The organism is Saccharibacillus brassicae, from assembly GCF_006542275.1.
Classification (GTDB): Bacteria; Bacillota; Bacilli; order Paenibacillales; family Paenibacillaceae; genus Saccharibacillus; species Saccharibacillus brassicae.
The window spans coordinates 4,540,708-4,566,728 of sequence record NZ_CP041217.1; the positions used below are offsets into that span (position 1 = coordinate 4,540,708).

27 protein-coding genes are annotated in these 26,021 nt (G+C 60.6%); 19 read left to right on the plus strand and 8 right to left on the minus strand.

Features of this window, described 5'->3' with window-relative positions; all coding sequences use genetic code 11:
- The first annotated feature begins 5 nt into the window (after nt 1-5).
- The 7 genes from FFV09_RS18945 to FFV09_RS18975 all read left to right on the plus strand — a co-directional run bounded on the left by FFV09_RS18945 (nt 6) and on the right by FFV09_RS18975 (nt 5,413).
- Nucleotides 6-743, plus strand: a complete 738-nt coding sequence (locus FFV09_RS18945; protein WP_141449277.1) for a metallophosphoesterase family protein — start codon at nt 6-8, stop codon at nt 741-743.
- A gap of 207 nt (nt 744-950) precedes the next feature.
- Nucleotides 951-2,480, plus strand: a complete 1,530-nt coding sequence (locus FFV09_RS18950) for an NAD(P)H-binding protein (RefSeq protein ID WP_141449278.1) — start codon at nt 951-953, stop codon at nt 2,478-2,480.
- 273 nt (nt 2,481-2,753) lie between these two features.
- Complete coding sequence (gene fur / locus FFV09_RS18955) at nt 2,754-3,233, plus strand: ferric iron uptake transcriptional regulator (protein ID WP_141449279.1); 480 nt, start codon at nt 2,754-2,756, stop codon at nt 3,231-3,233.
- A 165-nt stretch (nt 3,234-3,398) separates the two neighbouring features.
- Nucleotides 3,399-3,857, plus strand: a complete 459-nt coding sequence (locus FFV09_RS24010; protein ID WP_212635447.1) for a hypothetical protein — start codon at nt 3,399-3,401, stop codon at nt 3,855-3,857.
- A gap of 194 nt (nt 3,858-4,051) precedes the next feature.
- Nucleotides 4,052-4,513, plus strand: a complete 462-nt coding sequence (locus tag FFV09_RS18965; protein WP_141449280.1) for a GNAT family N-acetyltransferase — start codon at nt 4,052-4,054, stop codon at nt 4,511-4,513.
- A gap of 199 nt (nt 4,514-4,712) precedes the next feature.
- Nucleotides 4,713-5,066: a hypothetical protein gene (locus FFV09_RS18970; RefSeq protein WP_141449281.1), complete on the plus strand. Its 354-nt coding sequence runs from the start codon at nt 4,713-4,715 to the stop codon at nt 5,064-5,066.
- A gap of 86 nt (nt 5,067-5,152) precedes the next feature.
- Nucleotides 5,153-5,413, plus strand: coding sequence for an AbrB/MazE/SpoVT family DNA-binding domain-containing protein (locus FFV09_RS18975; RefSeq protein ID WP_141449282.1), 261 nt, complete (start codon nt 5,153-5,155; stop codon nt 5,411-5,413).
- 199 nt (nt 5,414-5,612) lie between these two features.
- On the opposite strand, the gene ymzB is transcribed toward FFV09_RS18975, so the two are convergent.
- Together ymzB and FFV09_RS23885 are read right to left on the minus strand one after the other, a co-directional pair.
- Nucleotides 5,613-5,960, minus strand: a complete 348-nt coding sequence (gene ymzB / locus FFV09_RS18980) for a protein YmzB (protein ID WP_141449283.1) — start codon at nt 5,958-5,960, stop codon at nt 5,613-5,615.
- A 126-nt stretch (nt 5,961-6,086) separates the two neighbouring features.
- A complete protein-coding gene (locus FFV09_RS23885; RefSeq protein WP_170315080.1) occupies nt 6,087-6,710 on the minus strand; it encodes a TVP38/TMEM64 family protein in 624 nt (207 codons plus the stop codon).
- Between the two features lie 204 nt (nt 6,711-6,914).
- Between FFV09_RS23885 and FFV09_RS18990 the strand changes: the two genes are divergently transcribed.
- Nucleotides 6,915-8,489, plus strand: a complete 1,575-nt coding sequence (locus FFV09_RS18990) for a histidine phosphatase family protein (protein ID WP_170315081.1) — start codon at nt 6,915-6,917, stop codon at nt 8,487-8,489.
- Between the two features lie 59 nt (nt 8,490-8,548).
- Complete coding sequence (locus FFV09_RS18995; protein WP_141449285.1) at nt 8,549-8,842, plus strand: antibiotic biosynthesis monooxygenase family protein; 294 nt, start codon at nt 8,549-8,551, stop codon at nt 8,840-8,842.
- A 354-nt stretch (nt 8,843-9,196) separates the two neighbouring features.
- Here the strand turns inward: FFV09_RS18995 and glsA are convergent, their stop codons facing one another.
- Nucleotides 9,197-10,144 (minus strand): glutaminase A, encoded by a 948-nt coding sequence (gene glsA, locus FFV09_RS19000; protein ID WP_141449286.1) that lies wholly within the window; start codon nt 10,142-10,144, stop codon nt 9,197-9,199.
- A gap of 327 nt (nt 10,145-10,471) precedes the next feature.
- On the opposite strand from glsA, the gene FFV09_RS19005 reads away from it, so the two are divergent.
- Nucleotides 10,472-11,533, plus strand: a complete 1,062-nt coding sequence (locus FFV09_RS19005; RefSeq protein ID WP_202111911.1) for an ABC transporter ATP-binding protein — start codon at nt 10,472-10,474, stop codon at nt 11,531-11,533.
- A gap of 44 nt (nt 11,534-11,577) precedes the next feature.
- On the opposite strand, the gene FFV09_RS19010 is transcribed toward FFV09_RS19005, so the two are convergent.
- On the minus strand, nt 11,578-12,870 hold the full coding sequence (locus FFV09_RS19010) for an MFS transporter (protein ID WP_141449288.1): 1,293 nt from the start codon (nt 12,868-12,870) through the stop codon (nt 11,578-11,580).
- 262 nt (nt 12,871-13,132) lie between these two features.
- Between FFV09_RS19010 and FFV09_RS19015 the strand changes: the two genes are divergently transcribed.
- The 3 genes from FFV09_RS19015 to FFV09_RS19025 all read left to right on the plus strand — a co-directional run bounded on the left by FFV09_RS19015 (nt 13,133) and on the right by FFV09_RS19025 (nt 16,019).
- On the plus strand, nt 13,133-14,020 hold the full coding sequence (locus tag FFV09_RS19015) for a DUF1963 domain-containing protein (protein ID WP_141449289.1): 888 nt from the start codon (nt 13,133-13,135) through the stop codon (nt 14,018-14,020).
- A 21-nt stretch (nt 14,021-14,041) separates the two neighbouring features.
- Nucleotides 14,042-15,013, plus strand: coding sequence for a DUF4261 domain-containing protein (locus tag FFV09_RS19020; RefSeq protein ID WP_141449290.1), 972 nt, complete (start codon nt 14,042-14,044; stop codon nt 15,011-15,013).
- 163 nt (nt 15,014-15,176) lie between these two features.
- Nucleotides 15,177-16,019, plus strand: coding sequence for a DegV family protein (locus FFV09_RS19025; protein WP_141449291.1), 843 nt, complete (start codon nt 15,177-15,179; stop codon nt 16,017-16,019).
- A 95-nt stretch (nt 16,020-16,114) separates the two neighbouring features.
- On the opposite strand, the gene FFV09_RS19030 is transcribed toward FFV09_RS19025, so the two are convergent.
- From FFV09_RS19030 to FFV09_RS19045, 4 genes are all read right to left on the minus strand, one after another.
- Nucleotides 16,115-17,476, minus strand: coding sequence for a dipeptidase (locus tag FFV09_RS19030; protein ID WP_141449292.1), 1,362 nt, complete (start codon nt 17,474-17,476; stop codon nt 16,115-16,117).
- 25 nt (nt 17,477-17,501) lie between these two features.
- The gene (locus tag FFV09_RS19035) at nt 17,502-17,942 is read right to left on the minus strand and encodes a hypothetical protein (RefSeq protein ID WP_141449293.1); all 441 of its coding nucleotides are present in this window, start codon (nt 17,940-17,942) and stop codon (nt 17,502-17,504) included.
- Nucleotides 17,943-18,104: 162 nt separating this feature from the next.
- Complete coding sequence (locus FFV09_RS19040; RefSeq protein WP_141449294.1) at nt 18,105-18,296, minus strand: hypothetical protein; 192 nt, start codon at nt 18,294-18,296, stop codon at nt 18,105-18,107.
- Between the two features lie 93 nt (nt 18,297-18,389).
- The gene (locus tag FFV09_RS19045; RefSeq protein ID WP_141449295.1) at nt 18,390-20,822 is read right to left on the minus strand and encodes an outer membrane protein assembly factor BamB family protein; all 2,433 of its coding nucleotides are present in this window, start codon (nt 20,820-20,822) and stop codon (nt 18,390-18,392) included.
- 266 nt (nt 20,823-21,088) lie between these two features.
- Between FFV09_RS19045 and FFV09_RS19050 the strand changes: the two genes are divergently transcribed.
- The 6 genes from FFV09_RS19050 to FFV09_RS19075 are packed head-to-tail and all read left to right on the plus strand — an operon-like array spanning nt 21,089 to nt 26,017.
- Nucleotides 21,089-22,063, plus strand: coding sequence for an alpha/beta fold hydrolase (locus FFV09_RS19050; RefSeq protein WP_170315082.1), 975 nt, complete (start codon nt 21,089-21,091; stop codon nt 22,061-22,063).
- Between the two features lie 54 nt (nt 22,064-22,117).
- On the plus strand, nt 22,118-23,125 hold the full coding sequence (locus FFV09_RS19055; protein ID WP_141450544.1) for an aldo/keto reductase: 1,008 nt from the start codon (nt 22,118-22,120) through the stop codon (nt 23,123-23,125).
- Between the two features lie 36 nt (nt 23,126-23,161).
- Nucleotides 23,162-23,893 carry a DUF1361 domain-containing protein gene (locus tag FFV09_RS19060; RefSeq protein WP_141449297.1) on the plus strand — a complete coding sequence of 244 codons (732 nt, stop codon included), beginning with the start codon at nt 23,162-23,164 and terminating at the stop codon, nt 23,891-23,893.
- A complete protein-coding gene (locus tag FFV09_RS19065; protein WP_141449298.1) occupies nt 23,883-24,473 on the plus strand; it encodes an HAD-IA family hydrolase in 591 nt (196 codons plus the stop codon). Before FFV09_RS19060 ends, FFV09_RS19065 begins: the two co-directional genes overlap by 11 nt.
- Before the next feature lie 14 nt (nt 24,474-24,487).
- A complete protein-coding gene (locus FFV09_RS19070) occupies nt 24,488-24,673 on the plus strand; it encodes a hypothetical protein (protein ID WP_141449299.1) in 186 nt (61 codons plus the stop codon).
- A 45-nt stretch (nt 24,674-24,718) separates the two neighbouring features.
- Nucleotides 24,719-26,017, plus strand: coding sequence for a VWA domain-containing protein (locus tag FFV09_RS19075; RefSeq protein ID WP_141449300.1), 1,299 nt, complete (start codon nt 24,719-24,721; stop codon nt 26,015-26,017).
- Nucleotides 26,018-26,021 lie beyond the last annotated feature (4 nt).

A 26,021-nucleotide genomic window follows, 5' to 3' on the forward strand; every position in this document is an offset into this window, starting at 1 on the left:
GCCCTATGACGAAAATCGCGATCCTATCAGACCTTCACGGCAATCTTCCGGCACTTGAAGCGGTGCTCGGTGACGTCGAGAGCCGCGGCATCTCGGAAATCTACTGCCTCGGCGACCTGGTCGGCAAAGGTCCCAGTTCGGACCGGGTCGTCGACCTCATTCGGCGGAGCAGCCGGCATACGGTCAGAGGAAACTGGGACGAATTCCTGCCCAATCCGACCGACTCGGCCACGCTGCGCTGGCATCAGCGGCTGCTCGGCGAAGAACGGCTGGACTATTTGCGCTCGCTGCCGTTCTCGATCGAGTTCTGGCTGAGCGGCCGCTACGTCCGGCTGTTCCATGCGTCGCCCCGCAGCGTGTTCGAACGTATCCAGCCGTGGGACGACTACGCCGAAAAGCTCAGTCTGTTCGAGCCGTCCGACGTCAGCGTCGAACCGATCCGGGCGGACGTGGCGGGCTACGGCGATATTCATAACGCCTACATGCAGCATATGGAAGGCGGTCTGCTGTTCAACGCCGGCAGCGTCGGCAACCCGCTCGACGTGACGCAGGCTTCGTACGCGATCCTCGAAGGCGAACTGGGCGAAAAGCGGCGCAAAGACAGGCTGGACCTCACTTTTGCCCGCGTGCCGTACGATATCGAACTTGCGGTCCGCCAAGCGGAAGAAGCGCAGATGCCGGAACTGGCTCCCTACGTGCAGGAACTGCGCACCGGGCGCTATCGCGGTCTGGGCCATGCCTAGCCAATGAATCCCGAACCCGTCTTTCGGCCTGCGGACCGGCGCGAAGATTGCGCCGCCGCGGAAACCGACTTTGCCGGGTTCTTTTTCCGTCTGGGGGGTAATGAAGAGAAACGGCAGCCGAACGCACGCTTCTATTCGAACGTTCGACCGTACGGCTGCGTATGAACTCATCCCGGCTAAAATCCCAGACGAAGAAGGTGCGCACTCATGGAACAAATGCCAACGATTGAACACGAACGCCCGAAAGTCATTTTAACCGGGGCAAGCGGATATATCGGACAGAACCTGATGAAAAAACTGACGGAAGACTATGATGTCATCGCCCTTTCCCGTCACGGCGGCTCGAAGGAAGACGAAGAGCATGTGGAGTGGAGAAGCTGCGATTTTTATTCGATGGACGACGCGCTGGAATGTCTTCAGGGCGCGGACTTCGCTTTTTACCTGATCCATTCGATGATGCCGACCGCCAAGCTGACGCAGGGCAACTTCGAAGACATGGACGCAATCCTGGCCGACCATTTCGCCCGCGCGGCGCGCAAAAACGGCATTAAGCATATCGTCTATCTCAGCGGCATCCTGCCCGACGACGTGCCGGAAGAAAAACTGTCCCGCCATTTGCGCAGCCGTCTGGAAGTGCAGAAGATTCTCGAATCGTCCGGCGTGCCGGTCACGACGATCCGGGCCGGATTGATCGTCGGGCCGCAAGGTTCGTCGTTCCCGATCCTGCACAAACTGGTCGAACGCCTCCCGATCATGACGCTGCCGACATGGACGCGTACGCTGACCCATGCGATCGCGCTCGACGACGTGCTGAACGCGCTGAAGAACAGCGTCAACAACGAAGCGGTCAAAGGCCGCGCGGTCGATGTAGGCGGTCCGGACGTCATGAGCTACAAAGAAATGATGATGCAGATGGCCGAAGTGATGGGCGTGAAGCGCCGCTTTATCGATCTTCCGCTGCTGACAGTCAATCTGTCCCGGTTCTGGGTGACGATGATTACCCGCGAGCCGCGCGAGATGACATATCCGCTGATCGAAAGCCTGATCCACCCGATGGTCGCCCATGAAGAGAACAAAGTGGAAGGCATCAGCTACGGACAAAAAACGTTCAAGGAAGCGGCCAAAGAATCGATTGAAGAAGAAAAACGCAAAAAAGAAGAAAAAGCGGAAAAAGAAAGCCAAAAAAGCGAATCGTCGAGCGGCGAATCGTCGGAATCGACATCGGAAAGCGTCAAAAAATCCGACGTCCGCTCCGTGCAGCGCGTGACGCTGCCACAGGGCAAAGACGCGCAGTGGGCGGGCGAATATTACCTTGAATGGCTGGGCAAAGCGATGGGACCGCTGATCCGGGTTACCCGGGGCGAAGACGGCGTGAGCCGGGTCTATATCCGCTTCTTCAGCCGTCCGATCCTCGAATTGAGCTATGATCCGGTCAAAAGCGGCGAAGACCGCGCCGTCTACCGGATCACGGGAGGCATGTTCGCAAGCTCCAAAGACAGCCACTCCGGGCGTCTGGAGTTCCTCATGATTCCCGAATCGAGCGACTGCGTCGTAGCGATTCACGATTACATGCCTTCGATGCCGTGGTTCCTGTACAAATACACGCAGGCGAAGCTGCATCTGGCCGTCATGTACCTGTTTCGCAAACATCTGGAACGCAAAGGCAGACTGGGCAGATCGAGCACGTCCAAAAAAGCGGGCGGTTCGGTCGGCACGCCGTCTTCGGCGGAAAGCTGATTTAAGGCAACGGGAAAAGACGACCGCATGATCACGGACGTTCGTTGACGTTTGGTGAAGAAGCGGACAAGGGCGAATCGCCGATACGGAAAAGATTTTCCGTGCCGGCGGTTCGCTTTTTTGCGGCTTCGGCTTCGGGCCTGTGATAAAAATCTTTGCGCATTGCGAACATTTGCGTTATTATTAAATTATAATCATTCTAATTAAACGGCGAACAGAACGTCGCCACAACTGCAAACAGGCAGCCAGAAGTTCAAAGGAGGTTCGAGACCATTGATCAGCGTGGAAGAACAACTCAAATCGATGAAGCAGCAGATGATGGCAAAAGGGTATAAATCGACCGTCCAACGGGAAGCGACGATGCGGGTTCTGCTCGAACACGAGCGTGACCATATGAGCGCCGAGGACGTATATATGCGGGTGAAGGAACGTTTCCCGGAAATCGGACTGGCGACGGTATACCGGACGCTGGAATTGTTGACGGAGCTTCATCTGGTCGAGAAGATGAATTTCGGCGACGGCGTTGCCCGGTTCGACCTGCGCAGCAAAGACCACGAGCATATGCACCATCATATGATCTGCTCGATCTGCGGCGAAGTCGAAGAGATCAAGGACGATTGGCTCACGGAGCTGGAACAGCGCGTGAAGCGCGAATACGGATTTAACGTGTCGGATCACCGGCTCGATTTTATCGGCACGTTCTCGTCCTGCAAGCACGGCGACTGCCGCCGCCACTGCGAGACGGCTTCGTAAACGGGCGATGCCCAGCAACGGGGCGGCGCCGCAGGCAATCGGATCAGGCGTGAGCAAAAGGGTCGGCAGCATGCCGGCTCTTTTTTGCTGCGCAAAGATTGACAAGCGGCAGACGAATGAATACATTTGTATACAGAAGCATACGAGTTCAAGGAGGAGATTACGGTGCGGGATAGGGAAGAAGCGGATTTTTCGAAAAAAGGGCATGGGGATTCGAACGAAGCGGACGTCGACCGTACGCAGGAAAAAGAAAGCGGAAAACGAGGCCGCTCCGAAGGCGCGCAGACGTTCCGCCGCGGACGGGCGCTGCATTTTCTGGAGCGGCTGGAACTGCGCCGCGACACGCTGTCCGCGCAGCTCGAAGAGCAGGCGTTCGACAGCATCCGCCCGGTCATCGCGGGCGAACTGAAAGCGGTGGACGGCATTATCCGGGAATTCGTACAGGCGTTCGAGCTGCACGATAAGCCGGAAGAAGGCGGCCGCGGACCGGGCGGGCACCGGGGGCACGCGCACGGACGCGGCCGCCGGCACGGCGGTTCCGAGCGGCAGGGCGACAGCCGGCCGCAGGACTCGCAGCCGGAAGACGGACGCCCGTCGCCGGAGCCGGAACAATCCGGCTTCTGAACACGTCTTAGAGAGAGATATCACAAGACGGCAGCCTCTTTTTATGTTATATTTGTTCAAATATCATTCTCCAACGTCCCTTCATCGTCGATTCGAAGCTTTCGCGGAAGAACCCTTGCCACTCGGTGGAAGATACTGTCGGTCGTCGCTAAGCAGAAGATTGGATCAGCTTTTCCAAAAAGGAGGGTGTACCCATGCAAATTATTGCTTGTACGGAAGAACATCAGGATCGGTTAACGGAAATTTGGCTGCTGTCGGTTCGTCGCACGCTGTCGGACCTTGACCCGAGCGACATCCAGTTCTATGCCCGGCTGTTCCGGGAAGAAATTCTCGACCGGCTGGAAGTGCATGCCGTGCGCGGACGCTTCGGCGGGGAATTGACCGGATTTATCGCCATGAAGGATTCCAAAGTCGAACTGCTCGTCGTGCATCCGCATTACCAGGGTCAGGGCGTCGCGAACGCGCTGCTTGACCATGTGTCGCAGCGCGGCGAATTGGCTGTTGACGTCGGCGATCAGACGCCGGACATTTACGAATTCTACCAAAGCTTCGGATTCGTCGAATCCGGCCGTTCGGATTCGGCCGCTTCCGGCCGCGCGGGATCGACCGTTCATCTGCTGCGTCCGGGCTTGGACGCGCAGACCGGCGTTTCCTGATCCGTGCATGACCGATCATCGCGAGCGTAGGCTGCGGTAGCTTGCTCCGCTTCGGCTGTGCCGGGCGGGCGATCTTCGAGCGTTACCGTCAGGTGCCGCGAGGGCGAGAACGGTAACCGCTGCCCGGCCTCTGCCGAACCGATAACGAACTGCGGCCCGCCGCGGAAGTCCATACCGGATTTCCGCGGCGGGCCTTTTTTTGACCGCTGCCGCCGGAATGAAGCGATCTTCCGGCCTTGCGCGGCAGGCAGGTTCGTGCAGTTCCGCTCCGGCGGCTTCGATTGGACGAAGGATCGTCGATCGAACAGCAGCTGAATCGTCGAAACGCGTTGATTTTGTCGAAATTGTACCGACAAACGATGTCGAAAACCTTTTCCAAATAATTATAAAAAATGGATACCCTAAAAAGGGTTCCTTTGAAGAAACAGGAAAAAATAAAAAAGCGAAACGCTTTAAACAGGCGCTTCGCTTTATTTGCGTAGAAGAGTTAAAAAAACTTGACCGTAGTATAAATTTCCATATTGACAAGATATATAAAGAGGAGTACAGTTGAAGCAAGCACAATATGTCGAATAATATCGAATAACGACGATCTTTTGTCGACAATTATCATTTTAATCGAAATGGGGAATTATAGCAATGAAAGCAACAGGCATCGTAAGACGCGTAGACGAACTTGGACGGGTAGTCATTCCGATTGAACTTCGCAGAACAATGGGTATCGATATTAAAGACGGATTGGAAATTTTCGTGGACGGCGAACGCATTATCCTCAGAAAATACGCACCGACTTGCATCTTCACAGGCGAAGCCGAAGATCTCGTGTACTTCAAAGGCAAAATGGTCAGCAAATCCGCTATCGAAGAATTGATCGACCTGTACCAGGCGGAATCCAAGTAATTTCTCCTTGCTCGCGCTTCAGCGCTTCTCATAGAGTCCGCCGCTTCCTTCCCGGGAACGGCGGGCTTTTTGAGTAAGGGCAAGGGTAGGGTAAGTAAGGGTAAGTAAGGTACGCAGCGGCAAAAAAAGAGGCCCTCTCTCGAAGAGGAGCCTCTTTTTGTCGTGCATTCGATCCGGCGCGCGGACCTCGTTCACGGAATCAGGACTGCGGCGCTTCGACGCTGAGCGCGTAAGTCGCGCGGTCGTTCGTCAGTTCAAGGCGGTCGCCGCTCTGGCTGCCGATCGCAAGTTCGTTGATTCCGATCTCGTACGTATCGCCGGGCAGCGGCACGCTCTCGCCTTCGCCGTTGACGATACTGCCGCTTCCGCGCAGCAGCAGCGCGCGTTCGAGGTAATCGTCGACGGGATTGTCCTGCGGACGCTCGCCGATCTCTTCAAGCTCGAACCGCACGATATCGGTATCTTCGTTTTCTTTTTTCTCGATATGCAGCGTTTGACCCGACTTGCCCTTCAGCCATTCGCTCAAAGCTTCGATCTGTTTGTCCATCTGGGGTCACCCTTTCTTCCGGCAAAGCTTCCCGCTTCGCCTGCGTACTTTCCTTTTACCCCGCCAAGCCTTCAAGCAAACGCCTTATGTCCTGCGGTGTGCCGCGCTTTTTGCGCCTGCCCTGCCTTACTTGGAGTCCTGCAGCCTGCGCGCAAACGGGCGGTAGGCCGCGTAGACGGCGAGCAGGAAGCCTGCGTACAGGCCCAGCACCGTCAGCGTCCTCGGCACGTCGGTGAACAGGTTCTGGCCGACGAAAGCGAATACGAGCATGGCCGGGATTTTGCCGAGCGCGGAAGCGGTGACGTAGATGACCGGCCGAATGTTCAGAAAAGCGGGATACAAATTGACGAGCGCCTGAGGCAGCAGCGGCACGAGGCGGGCGGCGAGAATGACGGGAAACGGGCGGCGTTCCATCATCCGGCCGATCCGCTCAAGGCCCGAATATTTGGACAGCGCGGCGCGCCCCTGCTCCCGGAAAAACACCCGCGCAAGCGTGTACTGCATCAGCGAAGCCGCCGTCACCGCCAGCCAGGCCAGCAGCGCACCCATAAGCGGTCCGTACAGGAAACCGAGCGAACCGATGACGAGCTTGTACGGCAGCACGGGGAAAAAAGCGAACAGGAACGCAAGCGCCAGGCCGGCGCCGGCCGGCAGCGAGACGTCTCCGAGCAAAGCATTCAATTCGTGGCGATAGATCAGAATCGTCAGCAGCGCCGCGGCATACAGGGCGAGCGTAATCCATTTTTTCATGCGGCGTCGCGTCTCCTCTCCGTCCGGGCACGCCGAAACGGCCCCGCCCGGGTTGCGTACTCCGATTGTATGCGATGGACGTCGGGGAAGTCGAGCGGGAGGTGTTGGGACGGCGGCCGCCGTTCGTTTTGCCCGGGCAGCGGGAGCCGGATATACTTGGAAAAGACAGGCTTGACGCATGACGCACAAGGAGAGTGGAAAACGATGAAACGGGAAAAAGAATCCGCGCGCGGAACACGGCCGGGCGGAGCCTACGGCCAAATGGCCGGACCTAACGCGCTGCGCGATCCGCTGTGGGGCACGGCGAACGTGCCGAGCGCGGCGGAGACGAAGCTGTTGCGCACGAACGCGCTGCGCCGGCTGCATTTCGTGCGCCATGCGGGACCGGCGGCGCTGCATACGCAGCATACGTCGTCGCGGCTTCAGCATACGCTCGGCGTGTTCGCGCTGATTGCGCATTTTGCGCCGGACTGGCCGGAGCTGCGGGCGGCTGCGCTGCTGCACGACGTCGGTCACGGGCCGTTCAGCCATGCGCTGGAAGGGGTCGGAGGCTTCGACCATCACCGGCGCTCCGAAGAAGTATTGCATTCACCGGAAATCCGGCAGGCGCTGGGCGGGCTGAACGCGGTCGAAGTGTTCGACCTCATTGAAGGGCTGCGCCCCAATCCGCTGCGCAACGGGGAGTGGGTGCTGCATGCCGATCACCTGGATTCGTGGGTGCGCAGCGCCGCCTCGTTCGGCATCCTGCCGAAACCCGCTCCGGAGCTGCTGCGCGGCTACCGCTTGTCCGGCTCCTCGTATCTCGAAGCGGACCGTCACACCGCCGAGCTGACGCTTCGGCTGATTGTGCACGAAGCGGAGTATCACGCTTCGGCGGACAATATCGGGCCGGTCGCCGTGCTGCGCGCGCTCACGCTGCGCCTGATCGAAGCCGGCGGCCTGCTGCCGGATCGGCTTGGCGACCTCGCCGACGAAGGACTGCTGCATATGCTTCGGCAGCATTCCGCGACCGCCGCGGAGACGGCCCGGCTGCTGGAGCGTCCGCACGAACTTGCGGTCGTCCGCCGGGGCGAGCGGACTTCGGGCCGACGAACTGCCGTCCTATGCGCGGATCGCCGGGCTGAACAAACTGCTCGGCGATTACGCCGTATTCTGGCGGGAGGAAGGAGAATGGGAATGAGGGATAGGATTGGGGGGAACAGGCAGGAAGAGACGAGGATCTATCTGGTGCGCCATGCCCACTCGGCTTACGAACACGGCCGGGAGAGAGAGCGGGGGTTGTCCGAGCAGGGCCGCGCGGATGCGGAGCGGATCGCCCTGCGCCTGCGGAACGAAGGCATCAGAATTTTCGTCTCAAGCCCTTACCGCCGGGCGGTCGAGACGATAGCGCCGCTTGCGGCAGCGGCCGGGCAGCGTGTCGTGCAGCACGAAGATCTGCGCGAGCGTCTCGTCGCGGGCGACTGGGAACTGGGCCCGGAAAATTTCCGGTCCGAGAAGCAGCGCTGCTACGCCGATCTCGATTATCGGCCGCCGGGCGGCGAAAGCAGCCGGGAAGCGGCGGAGCGAGGGATCGCCGTCCTGCGCGGACTGCTGCGGACGCATGCCGGGGAACGGATCGCGATCGGCACGCACGGCGATATCATGACGCTTATGCTGAACGGGTTCGACGCGCAGTACGATTTTGAATTTTGGCGGCGGCTGACGATGCCCGACGTCTACTGCGCTTTGTTCGCGGGCGGCAGATTCGTCCGCGCGGAGCGCATAGAAGGCGACGGATGAATGACCGTCTTCGCCTTGGCACCTGCTGCACTCGCTAAAAGCAAAGGAGGTAACCGATCATGATTTTGGAAGCGGCCATGCTGCACGTCAAGCCGGGACGTACGGAACAATTCGAGCGTGATTTTCGCGCGGCTTCGGTGTATATCGGACAGATTTCGGGGTACCAGGGACACGAATTGCAAAAATGCCTTGAGGACGATCACAAATATTTGCTGCTTGTGCATTGGGAGAAGCTTGAAGATCATACGGAAGGGTTCCGCGGTTCGCCGCAGTATCAGGAATGGAAAAAAATGCTGCACGACTACTACGATCCTTTTCCGACGGTCGAACATTTCGAGCGGGTCTACCCGTAAGGAAAAATAGCCGCAGCGCGGAAAAAGCCTGCCGTTTCTTGATTAAGAAGCGGCGGGCTCCGGGTGTCGGAAACCATGTCCCGGCGCACAGCGTGCCTGACCGCTTAATCCGGATCAAAAGTCAGCATTTTATGCGAAAAAGCCGCTCAAAAAGCAAAAAGCTGACCCGAAGTCAGCTTTTTGCTTCGATTGGGCCTGCCCAAAGCGGATTTTGAAGAAAAAGTGGACCGAAAGTCAACATTTCCTCCAAACAAGCCGTTCAAACAGCAAAATGTGGATTTCAGGTCAGCCTCAGGCAGGAATGCGAGATTTTTTCGACAGCTTGATCCGACCGTATGGGCGGGCAAGGCCGATCTAGAACAAGCTCCAGTCCATCCGCTGCGACAGGCGTTCGAGCAGATGCACGCCGGCGCTGCTGTTGCCTTTGGCATTCAGCGCGGGGCCGACGACGCCGATACCGAGCGCGCCGGGCACGAACGTGAGGATGCCGCCGGACACGCCGCTTTTGGCCGGAAGACCCGCTTTGATCGCGAATTCGCCGGAAGCGTTGTACATGCCGCACGTAATCATGAACGTCTTGGCAATCTGCACGTAGCGGCGCGGGATCAGTTCTTCGCCGCTGACGGGGTCGGTTCCGTCGCCGGCCAGCACGAGCGCCATACGCGCGAGGTCGCGGCAGGTGGCTTCGATCGAGCAGTGGCGGAAATAGACGGACAGCACATTCTCGACGCCTCCGTCCAGCACGCCGTTTTCCACGAGAAAATAACTGATCGAACGGTTGAGGTTGCCCGTCTCGTATTCGGACCGGTAGACCGCTTCATTGACCTGCAGCTCGCTGCCGCCCGCCAGACGGCGGAAAAATTCGAGAATGCGCGCGGATTTCTCTTCCGGCGAAGAGCCTTTGATCATGGACGAGACGGTAATCGCCCCGGCGTTGATCAGCGGATTGAACGGGATGCCCGGCCGCACGAGTTCCAGCTTGAGCATCGAATTGAAGTTGTCGCCGGTCGGCTCCATGCCGACGCGCCCGAATACCGCTTCTTCGCCGTTGTCCATCAGGGCGAGAATGAGGGTGAATACTTTGGAGATGCTTTGCAGCGTAAACGTCGTGTCGCAGTCTCCGGCCGAAGCGGAATTGCCGCTCAGGTCGAGCAGGTGAATCCCGAGCGCGTCCCGGCGCGCTTTGGACAATTCGGGGATATACGAAGCCACTTCGCCGAAAGCCGCTTCCTGCCGGCTTTGCTCCAGCCATTCCGGCAGAAACTGCCGAACTTCGTCCAATCGCGCTTGTTTGTTCGTCATGCACGCAGCCTCCTTTATAGATCGTATCGGATTTTAATATCGGTTCTGAGCAGCGAATCTTGCAGGAGCGGAGGCCCTTTCCGCCGTCGTACGTATCATACCGCAGTCTTCCGCTCATAGACACCTGACATCCAATGTCTGCTTGACTGCCAGTTAGCTCAGCAGTTACAATATTATATACGGTTTCGCGGAACAATGTTCGGCGAGTAAGGCCCAAACGTTCGGAAAAGCGGGATGCGCCCTGACGTACGACGCCCAATGAACGATATGCGAAAAGCGACAAACCGCCCGTTCCTTCGCGAACGGGCTTTATAGGGAGTGGAGATCATGGAGAAACTTCTCGAAGTTAAAGATTTGGCGATTTCATTCAGAACGCGCGCCGGCGAAGTTCAAGCAATCCGCGGCGTCAACTTCCATCTGAACAAAGGCGAGACGCTGGCGATCGTCGGCGAATCCGGTTCGGGCAAAAGCGTAACGTCCCAGGCGATCATGAAGCTGGTCCCTGAGCCGCAAGGACAGTACAAACGCGGACAGATCATGTTCGAAGGCCAGGACCTGATCAAAAAAACGCAAAGCCAAATGCAAAAAATGCGCGGCAAAGAGATCGGCATGATCTTCCAGGATCCGATGACCTCGCTCAACCCGACGATGAAAGTCGGCAAGCAGATCACCGAAGTGCTGTTCACGCACGAAAAGATTTCCGGATCGGACGCCCGCGCACGCGGCCTGGAACTGCTGAACCTCGTCGGCATTCCGAACGCGGAAAAGCGTTTTGACCAGTACCCGCACGAATTTTCCGGCGGTATGCGTCAGCGCGTCGTGATCGCGATGGCGCTGGCCGCCAATCCGAAGCTGCTGATCGCCGACGAACCGACGACGGCGCTCGACGTGACGATCCAGGCGCAGATCCTCGAACTGATGAAGGACCTGCAGGCCAAGATCGGTACGGCCATCATCTTCATCACCCACGATCTCGGCGTCGTCGCCAAGATGGCGGACCGCGTCGCGGTCATGTACGCCGGACAAATCGTGGAAATGGGCACGGCTGCCGAGATCTTCTACGATCCGCGCCACCCGTATACGTGGGGACTGCTGTCCTCGATGCCTGCGCTCGACAGCAACGGCGAAGAGAAGCTGACCGCGATTCCGGGCACGCCGCCCGATCTGCTGCACCCGCCGATCGGCGACGCGTTCGCCCTGCGCAGCACGTACGCCATGAAGATCGATTTCGAGAAAGAGCCTCCGATGTTCCAGGTCTCCGACACGCATTTCGTCAAGTCCTGGCTGCTGCATCCGGACGCTCCGGCGGTTACGCCGCCCGAAGCGGTCCTGCGCCGTCAGCGCAAGCTGGATAACACGTACGACAAGCCGGTTCTGGTTCAGGCTTAAAGATAGACGAATAGAAAAAGGGATGAAGCCGAAAGTATTCGGTCTCATCCCTTTTTTGCCGTTGTTTTTTTGTCGCGAAACTTGAAGTAATACAGCATGGAGGCACTGATATAGAGCACGCCGGTGATGCTGAACGTGATCGCGTAGCCCCAGTAATTGCCGTATGTCGTAATGAGGTAGGACTGCACCGGTCCCATGCTGGCCCAACCGAGCATGAAAGCGGTCTGGGTCAACGAATTGGCGATGCTGCGCTTGCTGTCCGGGATACGGTCGACCATGACGGCGGACTGGATCGGGTTGGCGGCATTCATCAGCGCCTGCCGGAACAAGAACGCGATCGAAGCGACCAGCGCGATATTCGTGAATCCGGTCGTCAGCAGGAACGGAAGCGAGAGCATCTGGAACAGGACGACGGCGCGGACCGGCCCCACTTTTCTCGACAGCGTCGGGCCGATCAGCATGGACACGATCGTCATGATCTGCCCCAGCGAGATCAGCACACTCATCGTCGTCAGCGACACCCCGAACCGGTTCGTGAAGTACAGGTTCAGGTAAGGCACGACGAGGCCGGAACCGAGCCCGATCGGAAGCTGCGCGAGCACGAACCAGAAGATGATGCGCGAGCTTCCCGCATCCTGTGTCCGCGCGCCCGCTTCGCTTGGCACGGAGTTCTCGCCGCCACCCGGCTTGGCCGGAACGGGCGACGTGGCGGGCGGTTCGGACTGCCGGCGGCTCTCCCGGATAAACAGCATGGGCACGAAAGCGGCAAGCGTCGCGACGCCGCCGACGAACAGCGTGAAGCGCAGACTCTCGACGCGCGGGAGGCCGGTATGCTGGAGCCAGTCGGCGAGTACGCCGCCGCCCATGCTGCCGAGCACCTGCGCGGCGAGCATCAGCGAGGAATAAGCGCTGAACAGGGCGAGCCGCTGCGACTTTTTAACGTTTTCGGCCAAAAACGGGATAGCCAGCACCTGGAAGAAGGCCGCGAACACGCCGGAACAGACCGCGAGCAGCAGCAGCATCGGTTCCGCTTCGGCAAACGCGCGCAGCGCGAACACGACGCCGCTGAACAGCGCCCCGATCACGAGCAGCATCTTGCGGCTGAGCCGGTCGCCGAACAGGCCGATCGGGATAAAGATGCAGGCCGTCGCAAGCGACTGAATACTGACGACCCGTCCGTTCATCGCATCGCCGTAACCGATTCCCTGAATGTAGAGATTGTACAGCACGGAGAACATGCCTCCGCCGATCTGGTACAGCAGATTGGCAAGAAAAAACAATTTGACGTTGCGCGGCCAACCGGCGATTCCGGCGGTCAGGCGCCTAAGCGATTCCAATTGCGGACCTCCTTTACAGGTAAACACAACCTTTTTATCTTACCAGTTCGCAAGCAAGGGGGAAAGGAAACGCGTCAGTTCGGCGAAGCGTCGCAGCGGAAAACGCTCTTGACGTTCGCAAAGTCTGCCCCCGATATAGGCAAAGTATAGGCAAAGTCCGCGAAAATAGAATTTTGCCGCTTGGCTCGGTATACTGGAAAAGAAGCCCAAGCCTAATGCTGACAAGCACAACGCTTAACTAACAAGAAAGCGGGGGAACGCCATGAGTTTGAGCGACGACAACCGCAAACGCCTGGAAAAAGTGATCCGGGAATACGATTTTGCGCATGCCGAACCGTATTTGCTCGCCAACGCCAAGCAGACGATCCTCTGGAGCGGAGCGGCGCCCGGCAGCGATCCGGAGATCGGCGGTTCGCGCGCGGGCGGCGAGCCGGATCTTCCGCCCGGCACGCAGTGGCCGCTCGGTGCGTCCGGCGTGCCGCTGACGTTCGTCATGCAGCTGAAGCTTGAAGACGTGCAGGGATTGGACCCCGAACGGCGTATGCCGGAGCGGGGCACGCTGTTCTTTTTCGCCGGGGATTACGATCTGACGGTCGAGCACCGGGTGCTGCATGCGGCGCCGGAGCAGATGCAGGGAGCCGCGCGGCAGTCGCCGCCGGGGCCGACCGCCCATGACGAGTACGCCGGACCGTTCAAGCCGCGCCGCCTCGTCGCCCGGGCGTCGCTTGACCTGCCGGGCTACGCCTATGTCGACGAAGAAGCGACGGAAGACGAGGAGCACGGATGGGAAGAGTACGAAGACCTGGGCTTTGCCCTGCGCGCAGACGAACCTGCCGCGGTCGCGAAAATGTTCGGCTACGCCGAAGGACAGCACGGCGATGACGAATACCGGGCCGCGCTGGAATTGTTCGGCTGCGAATCGACCTACTATCCGGAAGAAGCGATCGACCGCCTGACGGCAGCTTTTGACGGCGACCGGGAGCGGGCGCTGCGGGAAATCGCCGGCATCGTCATGCTGGCGGAGATCGATTCCGATTCGGACGTCGGCTTCATGTGGGGAGACGCCGGCGTGCTGCACTATTTTATCCGCGCGGAAGATTTGCTGGCCGGCCGGTTCGACCGGACGACCTGTTCGTTCTATTCCAGCTAGACCCAGAAGGAGGGGCTCGCCATGACGACGGAACGCGAAGACACGAAACGCGAAGATACGCAGCGCGAAGAACTCGATCCGCAAACGGAAGGCATGCTTGCGGCCGAGCAGGATTTCGGCTTCGCGCGCGTCTACACGATCGAATTGAAATACAAGGAAAAGCCGAATTTTTCGCGCAAACGGCTGTACGAGAAAATGCAGCTCTACACCGGTACGGTCGAACAGCCGGAAAAGCAAAAGCAGGAAGACCGTCTGGTCGTCTGGGAGCCTTCGAACGAAGCGGAGACGGACATGCTGCACTTTTTCCATCTGAATTATCCGGTCACGTTCGCGGACGGCGAAATGCCGGCGCAGACGTCGCTGATGCCGACCAAGAATCGTCCGGCGTCGGCGTACGAAACGGCGATTCAGCAGGCGTGGCATTGGCCGGAAGCGGGCGAAGTCGTAGCGGAATGCCGACATTCCGTGCGTCTGATCGACATGATGGCGTCGGGCCTTGAGCCCGCGCAGCGGCTGCGGCTGCTGACCGGGGCGCTGCGCGCGCTGCTGGAGACCGCTCCGTGCGACGCCGTCTATTTCCGGGAAAGCGACAAGCTGCTGGAGCCGGGCGATTACCTGACGGCGGTCGAAGCGGGCGGCATTTTGTACGGAGCGATGAACGTACGGTTCTTCAATGTGGAAGGGACGGGCAGCGAGCGCAGCGAAAGGCTGATGGACACGGTCGGGCTGGCCGCTCTCGGCGTTCCCGACGTGCAGTGCCATTTCTTCGATCTGGAACCGAACGAGGTGGCGCAGCAGGTGACGAATCTCGGGTATTATCTGTTCAACAGCGGCGACGTGATCAAGGACGGCGAGACGTTCGGCCCGACCGAAGACGTTCGCTGGCGCTGCGAGCATCAATATGCGCTGGCGGGCCCGCATCGCCTCGTGCTGGACGTCGATCCGGGCAGTCCGTATTACGCCGGGCGGCACAAGGCGCCGATCCGGGAATAGCGAATAAGTCAAAATTTTAATAAGTAAAATTTTGCATAACTGTTTCGAATTTGTGTATGGTATGCACGGCCTGTATACTGAAGAAGACAGCTTGGACGAACATGTCTTCCGCGCGGTTTGACGGAGGCCGGGTGTCGGCTGATCGGATACAGGAGAGTGACGCATGCGCAAAATCAAAGTGGTTACGGATTCGACCGTTGATCTGAGCGATCAGGTATTGGCGGAATACGGAGTAGAAATGGTCCCGCTCTCTTTTACCATCGACGGACAGAATTATACGGACCGGGTAGACATTACCCCGGAGACGTTTATCCAGAAAATGATCCATGCCGCCGAACTGCCGAAAAGCTCGCAGCCGGCCCCCGGAACGTTCGTCGAACTGTATGACCGCCTCGGCGCGGAAGGGTACGACGTGCTCTCGATCCATATGACCGGAGGCATGAGCGGCACGGTGCGTTCGGCCGAAATGGCGTCGGAGATGACCGATACGAACGTGACCGTGGTCGATTCGAAATATATTTCAAGAGGACTGGCTTTTCAGGTCGTCGAAGCGGCCAATATGGCGGCGGAAGGCCGAAGCATGGACGAGATTGTAGCGCGGCTGGACGAAGTGCGCGAAGCGACCCGGCTGTACGTCGTCGTCGACACGCTGGAGAACCTCGTCAAAGGCGGCCGGATCGGCCGGGGCAAAGCGCTGATCGGATCGCTGCTGCATATCAAGCCGATCGGCATGCTCAAAGACGGCGTCTACACGCCGGAGTCGAACCCGCGCAGCCACGCCCAGGTCGTGAAGCATCTGGCCCGCGAATTTGCCGAAGACGTGAAGGGACGGACGATCAAAGGCGTCGGTCTCGTCCATGCGGAAGGCAGCAAGCTGGCGGAGAGCCTCAAAGCCAAAATCCATGAACTGACCGGATATACGCAAATCGAGATCGATTACACGACGCCCGTGATCAGCACGCATACGGGACCCGGCGCAATCGGCTTCATGTATTATTACGAGTAGCCTCGATTGAAGACTTCCAACGCAAAAAGCCGTTCCCCCGGGGGGAACGGCTTTTTCGATGATTCCGGCGGTCCGGCGCTTGGCAGCGGTACGGATCAGACCGTTTTCAAATATTGGACGAGCGTGAGCAGCCCTTTGTCGAAGTTTTCGAGATTGAAGTGTTCGTTCGGCGCATGCAGGTTTTCGTCCGGCAGGCCGAAGCCCATGAGCACGACCGGCGCGTTCAGCACGCGGGAGAACGCTTCGATGATCGGGATAGAGCCGCCGTCCTTCGTGAACAAAGCGCGTACGCCGTAGACCGTTTCGTAGGCGTCGGCCGCTTTTTGCAGGAAAGGATGGGACGGATCGATATTGAACGCAAACGCGGTCTCGCCCGGCACGAGCGTCAACTTGGCGCCTGCCGGCGTATGTTCGCGCAGATGGCGTTCGATCTTGGCCAGTACGTCGTGCGGGTCCTGGTTCGCGACGAGGCGGCACGTGATTTTGGCATGCGCTTCCTTCGGAATGACGGTCTTGGTGCCTTCGCCCTGGAAGCCGCCGTAGACGCCGTTCAGCTCAAGCGTCGGCCGGACGCCGGTACGTTCGAGGAAAGAATAGCCTTCTTCGCCGAAGAGGGTATCGAGGCCGAGATCGGCTTTCAATTTCTCTTCGTCGTAATCCATTTTGGACAGCTCGCCGCGCATCTCTTCGGTCAGCGGCAGGACGCCGTCGTAGAAACCGTCGACCAGGACGCGGCCCGTCTGTTCGTCGTGCAGCGAGTTCAGCAGGCTGACGATCGCGTGCAGCGCGTTCGGTACGCCGCCGCCGAACGAACCGGAGTGCAGGTCGGTATTCGCCGTGTTCAGCGACACTTCGATCGAGCACAATCCGCGCAGGCCGGTGCTGATAGCGGGCTTGCCGCGTTCGAGCAGCGAAGTGTCCGAGATCAGCACGGCGTCGGCCGCAAGATCCTGGGCGTTGTCATCAAGGAATTGGACCAGGTTCGGACTCGAAATTTCTTCTTCGCCTTCGATGCACAGCTTGACGTTGACCGGAAGGCGGCCTTCCTGCTTCAGAATCGCTTCCAGCGCTTTGACGTGCAGGAACACCTGGCCTTTGTCGTCGGTTGCGCCGCGCGCGTACAGCTTGCCGTCGCGTTCGCTCGGTTCAAACGGAGGCGTCTCCCACAGGTTCAGCGGATCGACCGGCTGCACGTCGTAATGGCCGTAGATGAGCAGCGTCGGTGCGCCTTCGGCATGCAGATGGTCGGCGGTCAGAATCGGATGCCCGTCGGTCTCGTTCAGCGTGACGTGTTCGAGTCCGGCTGCCGTCAGCGCGTCCTTGAGCCATTCGGCGGCGCGGCGGACGTCTTCCTTGTGTTCGGACAGGGCGGAGATGCTCGGAATGGACAACCATTCCTTCAATTCGGCGAGATGCTGCTCGCGATGACGTTCGAAATAAGTCGTGTACGGGTTCATCGGTTGGAAAATCCTCCTTGTGTGTCTACTGGTGCAGCGAGAAATTGATCGTGCCGACCATCGTTCCGCTGCGCGCGAAAGTCAGTTCGTAAATGCCCGGTTCCCAGTTGGCGTTATCCAGTTCCATTTTGATCTGCTGCGTGGATTCGTCTTCTTCCACCTGCTGCTGCTGGATGACCTGCCCGGTGCTCTCGGAGATGACGGCGAGGATCGCCGTATGGTCCTTCGTCACGCCGGTATCGGGGTAATCCGCGATCGCGTAGATCGGTTTGGTGCGGCTGAACGAAGTGCCGTTGTCCGTGATGGCGGTCCCGTCGCTGCTCAGCGTATGTCCCATCTGAAGCTGGAACGGATTCGCCTGGGGATTCGAACGGGTATAGACGAGGAAAATGACGATGGCGACGATCGCGATGACGGCTACGAGGCCTCCGGTAATGCCTAACGCTTTTTTCTGTGCTGCATTCATCTATTTGTTCCTCCTCGGAATTCGATTCCGTTATTCAGTATACGCCATACCCCGGTCCTCCCGCAAAAAGAATGGAAAAGGACCTGTCCACAGGGACAGGTCCGGAAAATCGGAAGCGTCTTGAAACGTTCCCGCTGCAGGCGATCGGCTGCGCAGTCGGGATTACCCGATTCTGCGTCCGCTTCGTCTGCGCAGCAGATAAACCTGGTTGCGCAGCGAAAGATGGAAAAGAATGCTGTTCATCAACTCCGGATTATCCTCCCGTTCGACTTCTCGGATGCGCTGCTCTTTGACGGGGTCCGGACTGAGTAAAAACTCGGTCATCCACAAAGCATTGTTCGGTCTGCCTGTCATAACGGTCCCTCCTCGAAATTTGGGGTGAGGTGCGGTAGGTCTTGTAGTTATTATACGCCTCCCGCACGGAAAAAGATGAATGCAGGATTAAATTTATGGCGCTAAAAGCGCCTTTATTTGTTCGGCGTCCCAAGCCGTGAACGAACCGTTCGCCGAACCGGCGTAAATCGCTCCGCCGTCCGCGTTCAGCAGTCCTTCCGGCGGCGTCGGTCCACCGTCCTCGCGCACCGCGAAGAAGCCGTCGATCCGGGCGCGCAGCCTGCCGTCGGCCGCGTCGAAAGCGAGCAGATCCGGGCCGTAAGGCAGCAGCAGATGCGGACCGAGCGGAATAAAGCTCCCCGCCTGCACGAAGTCCTGCAGGCCGGTCAGCGCGTAGTCCGCGGTCTGCGTCTTCCACAGCAGTTGTCCGTCTTCGGCGGACAGCGCCGCCGGCACGCCGTTCAGCAGCACGTACAGGCGGTCTTCGACGAGCAGGGGGCGCGAAGCGCGGCCCGGCACGGACCAGATTTCGCGCTGGGCCCGCGTATCGTAGAGCACCGACTCGAACAGCGAGCCGGAGTCGTAATCCGCCGTATCGACAGCGCGCCGGATCAGCACGTTCCCGTCTGCGAGCGGGTCGGCCCGCTCGCTGCTTCGAAGCGGATAGCGGCCGACGATGTCGCCGTTCGCCGTATTGAGCCGAACCCGCTCGCCGCCGAACGTTACCCAACGCGTCCCGTCGGGCCGCGCGAAGAGATCGCCGCCCGCGCCCTGCGGGTCAAGGGCTTCCGGATCGGACGCTTCTTGATTAAGAGCTGTCTTATCAAGGGCTGTTTCACTAAGGGCTGTCTCATTAAGGGCCGTCGCGTTGGGGGCTTGCGCCTCCAGAGCGTTCGGATCGGACGCTTCCGACCGAGCGTCCCCGCCGGGCGGCTGGGCATGCTCATCGGTCTTGAGGCTCCAGACCGGCCGGCTGCTGACCGGGTCGAGCGCCTGAATCCAGCTGCCCTGCCGGATCAGCACGTACGGATCGCCGGAACCGGCGTTGAGCACGGTGTACGGATCGGCGAACGTCTTGGTCCAGCGCACCTCGCCGGAGCGCTCGGCGATCGCGGTCAGCGTGCCTCTGCCGGCCGGGCCCGGCTGCGTGCCGAGCAGGGCGGAAGTGCCGGCCGCGAATACGCGCGCCGAAGCGCCGCCGGGAGCTTCGCGGCTCCAGCGCACCGCTCCGTCGCTCAGCCTAAGGCTGCGCAGCGTCGCCGGGGCATCCGACTGCGGATCGGCTTCGCTCAGCGCAAGGACCGAACGGCCGTCCGCGCCCGGCACGACGGCCGGCAGACCTCCACCGGTGCTTCGCTGCCACAGTCTCTCGCCGCTTGTTCGGTCCAGCGCGGTCAGCGTGCTCGCCGCAAGGGCGCCGCCCGTCGCCGGGCCGCCCTGGCTGCCGTGCACGAGCAGCACGCCGTCTGAGGCGGCCGCCAGCGATTGGACGTCGAGCGGCGACTGCGACCGCCAGAGCGGTTCGGGCGAAATCGAGCGCGCGAGCGGCAGATTGCGGAAATCGTACTTGAACGCGTACGGCGGCTGGGCGGAGCGGATCTGCGCCTGCGCGGCGTCGGACTTCGGCAGGATACGGTCCCAGCCGAGCAGCGTGCCGGCTTCGTCGAACGAGACGGTCAGCTGCTCGGACTCGTTCTCGTACCGCCACAGCGTGCCGCGCTCTGCACTTTCCGGCGGTCCGGACAGATGCCGGACATGGGGAAGGGGCAGGCGCGAATACGGTTCGCCGAGCAGCTCCAGCACCCGCTGCTGCGGCATGCCGGGCTGCAGCGCCGTCTCCGTCAGGCTGCGCGCCAGATCCGCGGGCACTTCGGAACCGGCCGCAAGCACGCCGGACGCTATCGGCTGCGCGCTCGCGACGCCGGCGCCGTCGACCCACAGCAGCGCCGGACGGACGACCGCGCCGTCGGCGTAGCCCGGTTCGGCCGGCAGCGACAGGCCGTACCCATCGCCGAGGCATACCGCCGATACGGCGCCCGACGGAGCAAGCGAAGCCGGCCAGGTCTGCTGGCCGCCCGGGAACAGGCGCAGCTCGGCGTCCGGCTTGAGGCGCAGCAGAACCGGAGCGGAGTCTTCCGCCAAAGCCGCCGCGCCGCCTGCGTAGCCCAGCGGCACGTACGCGGTTTGCCCGAGCGGCGTGACGACCTGCAGCAGTTCGCCGCGGCGGCCGGTCACGGTGAGCTTCGCGCCGGGCTGTTCGTAGTAGCTGACGCCGAGCGAAGCGCGGTCGCCCGCGATCGGCGGCGCTGCGTAATAAGGCGCGGACTGCTGCAGCGTGATCGTCTCACCGGCTGCCGGAAGCCGCTGCTCCTGGGCGGTCGGCACGGCCGCGTAAGCGGGATCGACCGCCGCGGGCAGCAGCAGGAGCGGCAGGCACAGCGCGGCGCCGATCCGGGCTTTGGCGGTTCCGGACGGTTTCGCGGCCGGGCGATTTTGTTTATTTGTAAGTGCCGCTTCGAGCGGCTTCTGTATGGACGAACGTTTCACTATGTACGACCTCCCCGAATGCTTGAACGTTGGAATGCTCTCTTTTTTACATTAGACGCTTTTTATACGTTTTAGACGCTTCGCAGCGCAAAAAAGTTCATGAACCGGCAAAAAAAGGAGGCTGCGCAGCCCCAGCTCGCCGAGCGTTCGCGGGAGACGCCCCTGCAGGCGCCTATTCGTCGTTTGCGTTCAAGCGTAGTATAATGGAAAAATCAAAGAGGCCGGAAGGGAATACGTTCCCTTTTTGGCGGTGGGAGGGAGAGGCGATGGTACACAAGATCAAACGGAGTTCGCCCCTTCCCGCGGGACAAAAAGCCGACGGGCTGCATTTCATGCTGTCGGGCACGGCGGGAGACTATCCGCCCGTCGTGTTCGAACACGGCTGCGGCGTCTCGTCGGAAGTGTGGGCGCTCGTCTATCCCGAGATCGCCAAGCTTACGCAGACGCTCGTCTATGACCGGGCGGGCTACGGATTCAGCGATCCCGGGCCGCTGCCGCGAACGAGCGACCGCTGCGTGGAAGACCTGCGCGGACTCGTCGAGCGGCTGCGTATCGCGCGGCCGTTCATTCTGGTCGGCCATTCGCTCGGCGGCTTCTATGCCCGGCTGTACACGGAGCGTTATCCCGAAGACGTGGCGGCGCTCGTGCTGATCGACGCTTCGCACGAAGACGAGATCCGCGGCGCGTTTCCGATTCCGTATCTCAAGCGGCAGCGGCTCAGCGTCCGGCTGTACGGCCTGGCCAAATACGCGGCCCGGATCGGCCTGCTGCCGCTGCTCGCGCGCAAGCGCTGGATTCCCGGCTTCGGCAAGTTCGTCGCCAAGCTGCCCCAGCGGTCGCGCGAAGCGATGTGGGCGCGCGTATTCGGCGCGGACAGCCTGGCGGCGGCCGAGAGCGAATACGACTGCTTCGTCGGCGAGACGGGCAGCGTGCCCGGCTCGCAGTTCGTGCGGCTGCCGCTCGCCGTCGTCAAAGCCGGCATCTACCGGCCGTCGGATTCGCCGAAGCGCACGGTGCGGCAGGAAGTCGAACGGACGCTGTACGACACGGCGGTGAAGATGAAAGACCTGTCGGAGTCCGGCCGCCTGATCGAAGCGGGCGGCAGCGGGCACCATGTGCAGGTGGACAAGCCGGGCACGGTGATCGGTATCTTGAAGCGGCTGCTGGATCAGACGCGGGCCGGAGCGGACGGAGCGCAATCCGGGCATTCCGGTCCGCGGAATATCGAAATTCAACCATAAACGGCTGCGGCCGAAGGAGGAACAACGATGACGAACGATGCGAACCATACGACCATGACGGACAAAGCGAATACGACGGACAAGGTGAACAAAGCGAAAGCGATGCCGCTGAATGCGAGAGGCATTCCGGCCAGCCGGCTCGTGCTCGGCTGTATGCCGTTCGGCGGGGAATGGGATCATTCGCCGCTGACGGAAGAACGTGTCAAGCTGTCCGAAGCAGCCGTCGAAGCGGCGCTGTCGATCGGGATCAACATGTTCGACCATGCCGATATCTATACGCGCGGCAAGTCCGAAGAAGCGTTCGGCCGCATTCTCAAATCCGGAAGCGGACTGCGCGAACAGATCGTGCTGCAATCGAAATGCGGCATCGGCCTGGAAGACGAGGAGCTGCCTTCGCGTTTCGATTTCTCGCGCGACCATATTCTCGCTTCGGTAGACGGCTCGCTCAAGCGGCTCGGGACCGATTACCTTGACGTGCTGCTGCTGCACCGTCCCGATCCGCTGATGGAACCGGAAGAGATCGCCGAAGCGTTCGCCCGGCTGAAGGCTTCCGGCAAAGTACGTCATTTCGGCGTCTCGAACATGAACGTTTCGCAGATTCGCTTCATCGAACGAGCATTGAGCGACCGGCTCGTCGTCAATCAGCTGGAAATGGGACTCGGCCGGCTCGATTTCGTCGAAGAGACGGTGCGCGTCAACCAGACCCGCGGCGCGGACGTGCATTTCTCGGAAGGCTTGATGGAATTCAGCCGGACCGAGCAGATCCAGCTTCAGGCGTGGGGCCCGCTCGCCCAGGGCAAGTTCACCGGCCGCGACGTGAGCGGCGAACCGGAACCGGTCCGCAAAACGGCGGAAATGGTGCGGCGCATGGCGGACGAGCACGGCACGACGCCGGAAGCGGTCGTGCTCGGCTGGCTGATGAAGCATCCGGCCCTGATCCAGCCCGTGATCGGCACGATGAATCCGGAGCGGATCAAAGCGTGCGCGGACGCGGAAGTGCAGGCGGCGCGCATGAGCCGGGACGATTGGTACCGGCTGTACATGACGGCGCGCGGAGACTGATCGTTCGCCGCGGCCGAACGGAAGGAGAGATCGGCGATGCCCGATTTGAGATCGCTGCAATATCCGTCCAAACTGATTCTATGGTCGGTCCTGCTGCTGCTTACGCTGCTGGACCTGGCCGTACTGCTCGATATCCGCAGCGCCGAGGGGCATCTGCCGTACCGCTTCATGGTCTGGAACTTTGCGTTGGCCTGGATTCCGGCCGCCGCGGCGGTCGGGCTCGATCTGCTGTTCGTGCGCCGAAGCGGCGTCGTCCGCTCGCTGCTGCTGGCCGGGACCGGACTGCTGTGGTTGTTCTTTTACCCGAACGCCGCTTATCTGCTGACCGACCTGCTGCACGTGTTCCGCGAATACCGCTTCGATCCGCGGCAGCGCTTCTGGGAAGACATCGGCTTCTGGCACCATCTGCTGCCGATGCTGCTGGCGGCGCTGCTCGGCCTGCTGATCGCCGGCGCTTCGTTGTACTCGGTCCACCGGCTGGTATCGCGCTCGCTGGGTACGCTCGCGGGCTGGGCGTTTGCCGCGGCGGTGCTGCTGCTGTCGAGCTTCGGCATCTACATGGGCCGGTTTATCCGCTGGAACAGCTGGGATATCGTGTCGAATCCGCTGATGCTGGCGCAGGATCTGCATCAGCTGCTCGGCGATCCCGCCTGGGTGCGCCATCTGCTGCTGTTCGGCGGCGGGCTGCTCGTGCTGCAGGGCGGAACTTATATCGTGCTGTTTCTGTTTACGAAGCTGAACCCGGGAGGGACGCCGCATGAACGCTGATCCGGGCAGGCCGCAGTTGGTGTTCGACGTAGGCGGCGTGCTGGCGGGCAATCTCGACGGCTTCTGGAGCGACCTGGCGCGGCAGGGCGGGATCGATCCGGCCGAGCTGCGTCTGCGCTACAAGGAGGAAGTCGGTTCTCGCCTGTGGCAGGGCAGCCTGAGCGAAGCGCAGTTCTGGGACTGGCTGCGAATAGCCTGTCCCGGCGTGGGCACGGAAGACGCGCGGAATCTGCTGCGGCAAGCGCTCGTGCCGCTGCCGGCGCTGGAACGCCTGGAAAGCTGGAGCCGCCGGGCCGACCTGCATATTTTGAGCAATCACGTCGCCGCCTGGATCATGCCGCTGTTCGCGGATCTCGGCACCTGCATCGCAAGCTTCACCGTCTCAAGCGAAGAAGGCTTCCACAAGCCGGATATCCGGCTGTTCCGGGCGGCCGAAGCGAAGCTTAACGGAACGGGAGATATTTGCTTCGTCGACGACAAGGCGGACAATCTGGAGATCGCCCGCCGGCTCGGGTGGGAGACGATTTTGGCCGACGAAGGCGGCTTCTGGATCGGGGAGATCGACCGCCGGCTGCGTTAGGAGGAGACCGAACGATGTTCGATTTTATACTGGGAATGGCGATGCTCGCGATCGGGTTGAAGTTTTTGCACGGTACGCTCAGCCGCGGACGCTCGCCCGTCAGAGCCAAAGTGGCCGGCATATCCGTGCCTTTCCAATGGATTCAAATCGTGCTGTCGCTGCTTATAGCCGCCGGCGGCCTCTACATGCTGCTGCGCTGACGGCGCGCGTACATACATTTCAACTGCGGAAACGGGGAATGGAACATGGCGCAACAACCGGAACAACTCGTGCAGGGCGCGAATACGCCGCTCGGCTCGTCGGGCATCGCCCGGATCGAACTTGCTTGGACGTCTTCGCCTTCGCCGCTCGATACAAGCTGCTTTTTGCTGGGACCCGGCGGCCGGGTAGCCTCGGACGACGATTTTATTTTCTACAACCAGCCGGGCCGCGCGGGCGAGCGCGTAGCGTTGGTGACAAGCGAAGAACGCGGCGCGAGATTCGAAGCGAACCTGGCCGATCTTCAAGCCGGCACAATCGAAAAGTTCGTGTTCGCGGCCGCTTTGGAAGGGACAGGGACGTTCGCGCAGGTGGAAGGATTCACCCTGACGGTCGAATACGCCGGGCGGACGATCGCCTGCTCCCTTGCGGGCGCGGGGCAGGAAGCGGCTCTTGTGCTGGCGGAAATTTACGCGTATAAAGATACGGTAAAGCTTCGCCCGATCGGCCGGGGATTCGACGGCGGGCTCGGCCCGCTGGCGCAATCGTTTGGCGTCGACGTCGAAGGCGGAACGTCCGGGGAAGAAGTCGCCGAGCCGAAATCATCCGCATCGCCCGTACCGCCCGAGCCGCCGGTCATTCCCGAGATACCCGTGGCTCCGGTCGGACGGATCGACCTGCTGAAGAAAAAGGTCGCCGTCACGCTGGAAAAGAAACGGATTTCGCGGCAAAAAGGGAAAGTGGCGGTCGTGTTCGACGCGTCGGGCTCGATGAACAAGCTGTACAAAAACGGCACGGTCCAGCGGGCGTTCGAGCGGATTTTGGCGATCGCAGCCAGTCTCGACGACGACGGGATGCTGGACGTGTGGATGTTCGCGCTGGAATTCGTGCGGGCGCAGCCTGCGTCGGCCGGCGATTACGAAGGCTACGTGAACCGGGTCTACCCGTTCAAGGGAGCGGGCGGACGCAACAATGAGCCGGCGGTCATGGAGGACGTGATCCGCAAGTTCACGGTCGAGGAACCGGATTCTGCTGTGCCGGTCTACGTCGTCTTTTTCAGCGACGGCGGCGTATCGGAGACGAAGAAGATTTCCCGGCTGCTGACCGAAAGTTCGCTGCATCCGATCTTCTGGCAGTTCGTCGGTCTGGGCGAATCGAATTACGGCGTGCTGCGGAAGCTGGACGACCTGCCCGGCCGACTGGTGGACAACGCCGGATTTTTCGCGCTCGACGATATCGACACGGTCAGCGACGAAGACTTGTACGACCGGCTGTTCGAGGAGTTTCCGGACTGGCTGAACGAAGCGCGGTCCAAAAACATCCTGCGCGACGGCTCGGGCACCTAGAGTT

What these genes read in the sequence shown, in the direction of transcription:
- FFV09_RS18945 (WP_141449277.1), top strand. Translation starts at nt 6, where the DNA reads ATGACGAAAATCGCGATCCTATCAGACCTTCACGGCAATCTTCCGGCA.
- FFV09_RS18950 (WP_141449278.1), top strand. Translation starts at nt 951, where the DNA reads ATGGAACAAATGCCAACGATTGAACACGAACGCCCGAAAGTCATTTTA.
- FFV09_RS18965 (WP_141449280.1), top strand. Translation starts at nt 4,052, where the DNA reads ATGCAAATTATTGCTTGTACGGAAGAACATCAGGATCGGTTAACGGAA.
- FFV09_RS18975 (WP_141449282.1), top strand. Translation starts at nt 5,153, where the DNA reads ATGAAAGCAACAGGCATCGTAAGACGCGTAGACGAACTTGGACGGGTA.
- ymzB (WP_141449283.1), bottom strand. Translation starts at nt 5,960, where the DNA reads ATGGACAAACAGATCGAAGCTTTGAGCGAATGGCTGAAGGGCAAGTCG.
- FFV09_RS23885 (WP_170315080.1), bottom strand. Translation starts at nt 6,710, where the DNA reads ATGAAAAAATGGATTACGCTCGCCCTGTATGCCGCGGCGCTGCTGACG.
- FFV09_RS18990 (WP_170315081.1), top strand. Translation starts at nt 6,915, where the DNA reads ATGAAACGGGAAAAAGAATCCGCGCGCGGAACACGGCCGGGCGGAGCC.
- FFV09_RS18995 (WP_141449285.1), top strand. Translation starts at nt 8,549, where the DNA reads ATGATTTTGGAAGCGGCCATGCTGCACGTCAAGCCGGGACGTACGGAA.
- glsA (WP_141449286.1), bottom strand. Translation starts at nt 10,144, where the DNA reads ATGACGAACAAACAAGCGCGATTGGACGAAGTTCGGCAGTTTCTGCCG.
- FFV09_RS19005 (WP_202111911.1), top strand. Translation starts at nt 10,472, where the DNA reads ATGGAGAAACTTCTCGAAGTTAAAGATTTGGCGATTTCATTCAGAACG.
- FFV09_RS19015 (WP_141449289.1), top strand. Translation starts at nt 13,133, where the DNA reads ATGAGTTTGAGCGACGACAACCGCAAACGCCTGGAAAAAGTGATCCGG.
- FFV09_RS19020 (WP_141449290.1), top strand. Translation starts at nt 14,042, where the DNA reads ATGACGACGGAACGCGAAGACACGAAACGCGAAGATACGCAGCGCGAA.
- FFV09_RS19025 (WP_141449291.1), top strand. Translation starts at nt 15,177, where the DNA reads ATGCGCAAAATCAAAGTGGTTACGGATTCGACCGTTGATCTGAGCGAT.
- FFV09_RS19030 (WP_141449292.1), bottom strand. Translation starts at nt 17,476, where the DNA reads ATGAACCCGTACACGACTTATTTCGAACGTCATCGCGAGCAGCATCTC.
- FFV09_RS19035 (WP_141449293.1), bottom strand. Translation starts at nt 17,942, where the DNA reads ATGAATGCAGCACAGAAAAAAGCGTTAGGCATTACCGGAGGCCTCGTA.
- FFV09_RS19040 (WP_141449294.1), bottom strand. Translation starts at nt 18,296, where the DNA reads ATGACAGGCAGACCGAACAATGCTTTGTGGATGACCGAGTTTTTACTC.
- FFV09_RS19050 (WP_170315082.1), top strand. Translation starts at nt 21,089, where the DNA reads ATGGTACACAAGATCAAACGGAGTTCGCCCCTTCCCGCGGGACAAAAA.
- FFV09_RS19055 (WP_141450544.1), top strand. Translation starts at nt 22,118, where the DNA reads ATGACGGACAAAGCGAATACGACGGACAAGGTGAACAAAGCGAAAGCG.
- FFV09_RS19060 (WP_141449297.1), top strand. Translation starts at nt 23,162, where the DNA reads ATGCCCGATTTGAGATCGCTGCAATATCCGTCCAAACTGATTCTATGG.
- FFV09_RS19065 (WP_141449298.1), top strand. Translation starts at nt 23,883, where the DNA reads ATGAACGCTGATCCGGGCAGGCCGCAGTTGGTGTTCGACGTAGGCGGC.
- FFV09_RS19070 (WP_141449299.1), top strand. Translation starts at nt 24,488, where the DNA reads ATGTTCGATTTTATACTGGGAATGGCGATGCTCGCGATCGGGTTGAAG.
- FFV09_RS19075 (WP_141449300.1), top strand. Translation starts at nt 24,719, where the DNA reads ATGGCGCAACAACCGGAACAACTCGTGCAGGGCGCGAATACGCCGCTC.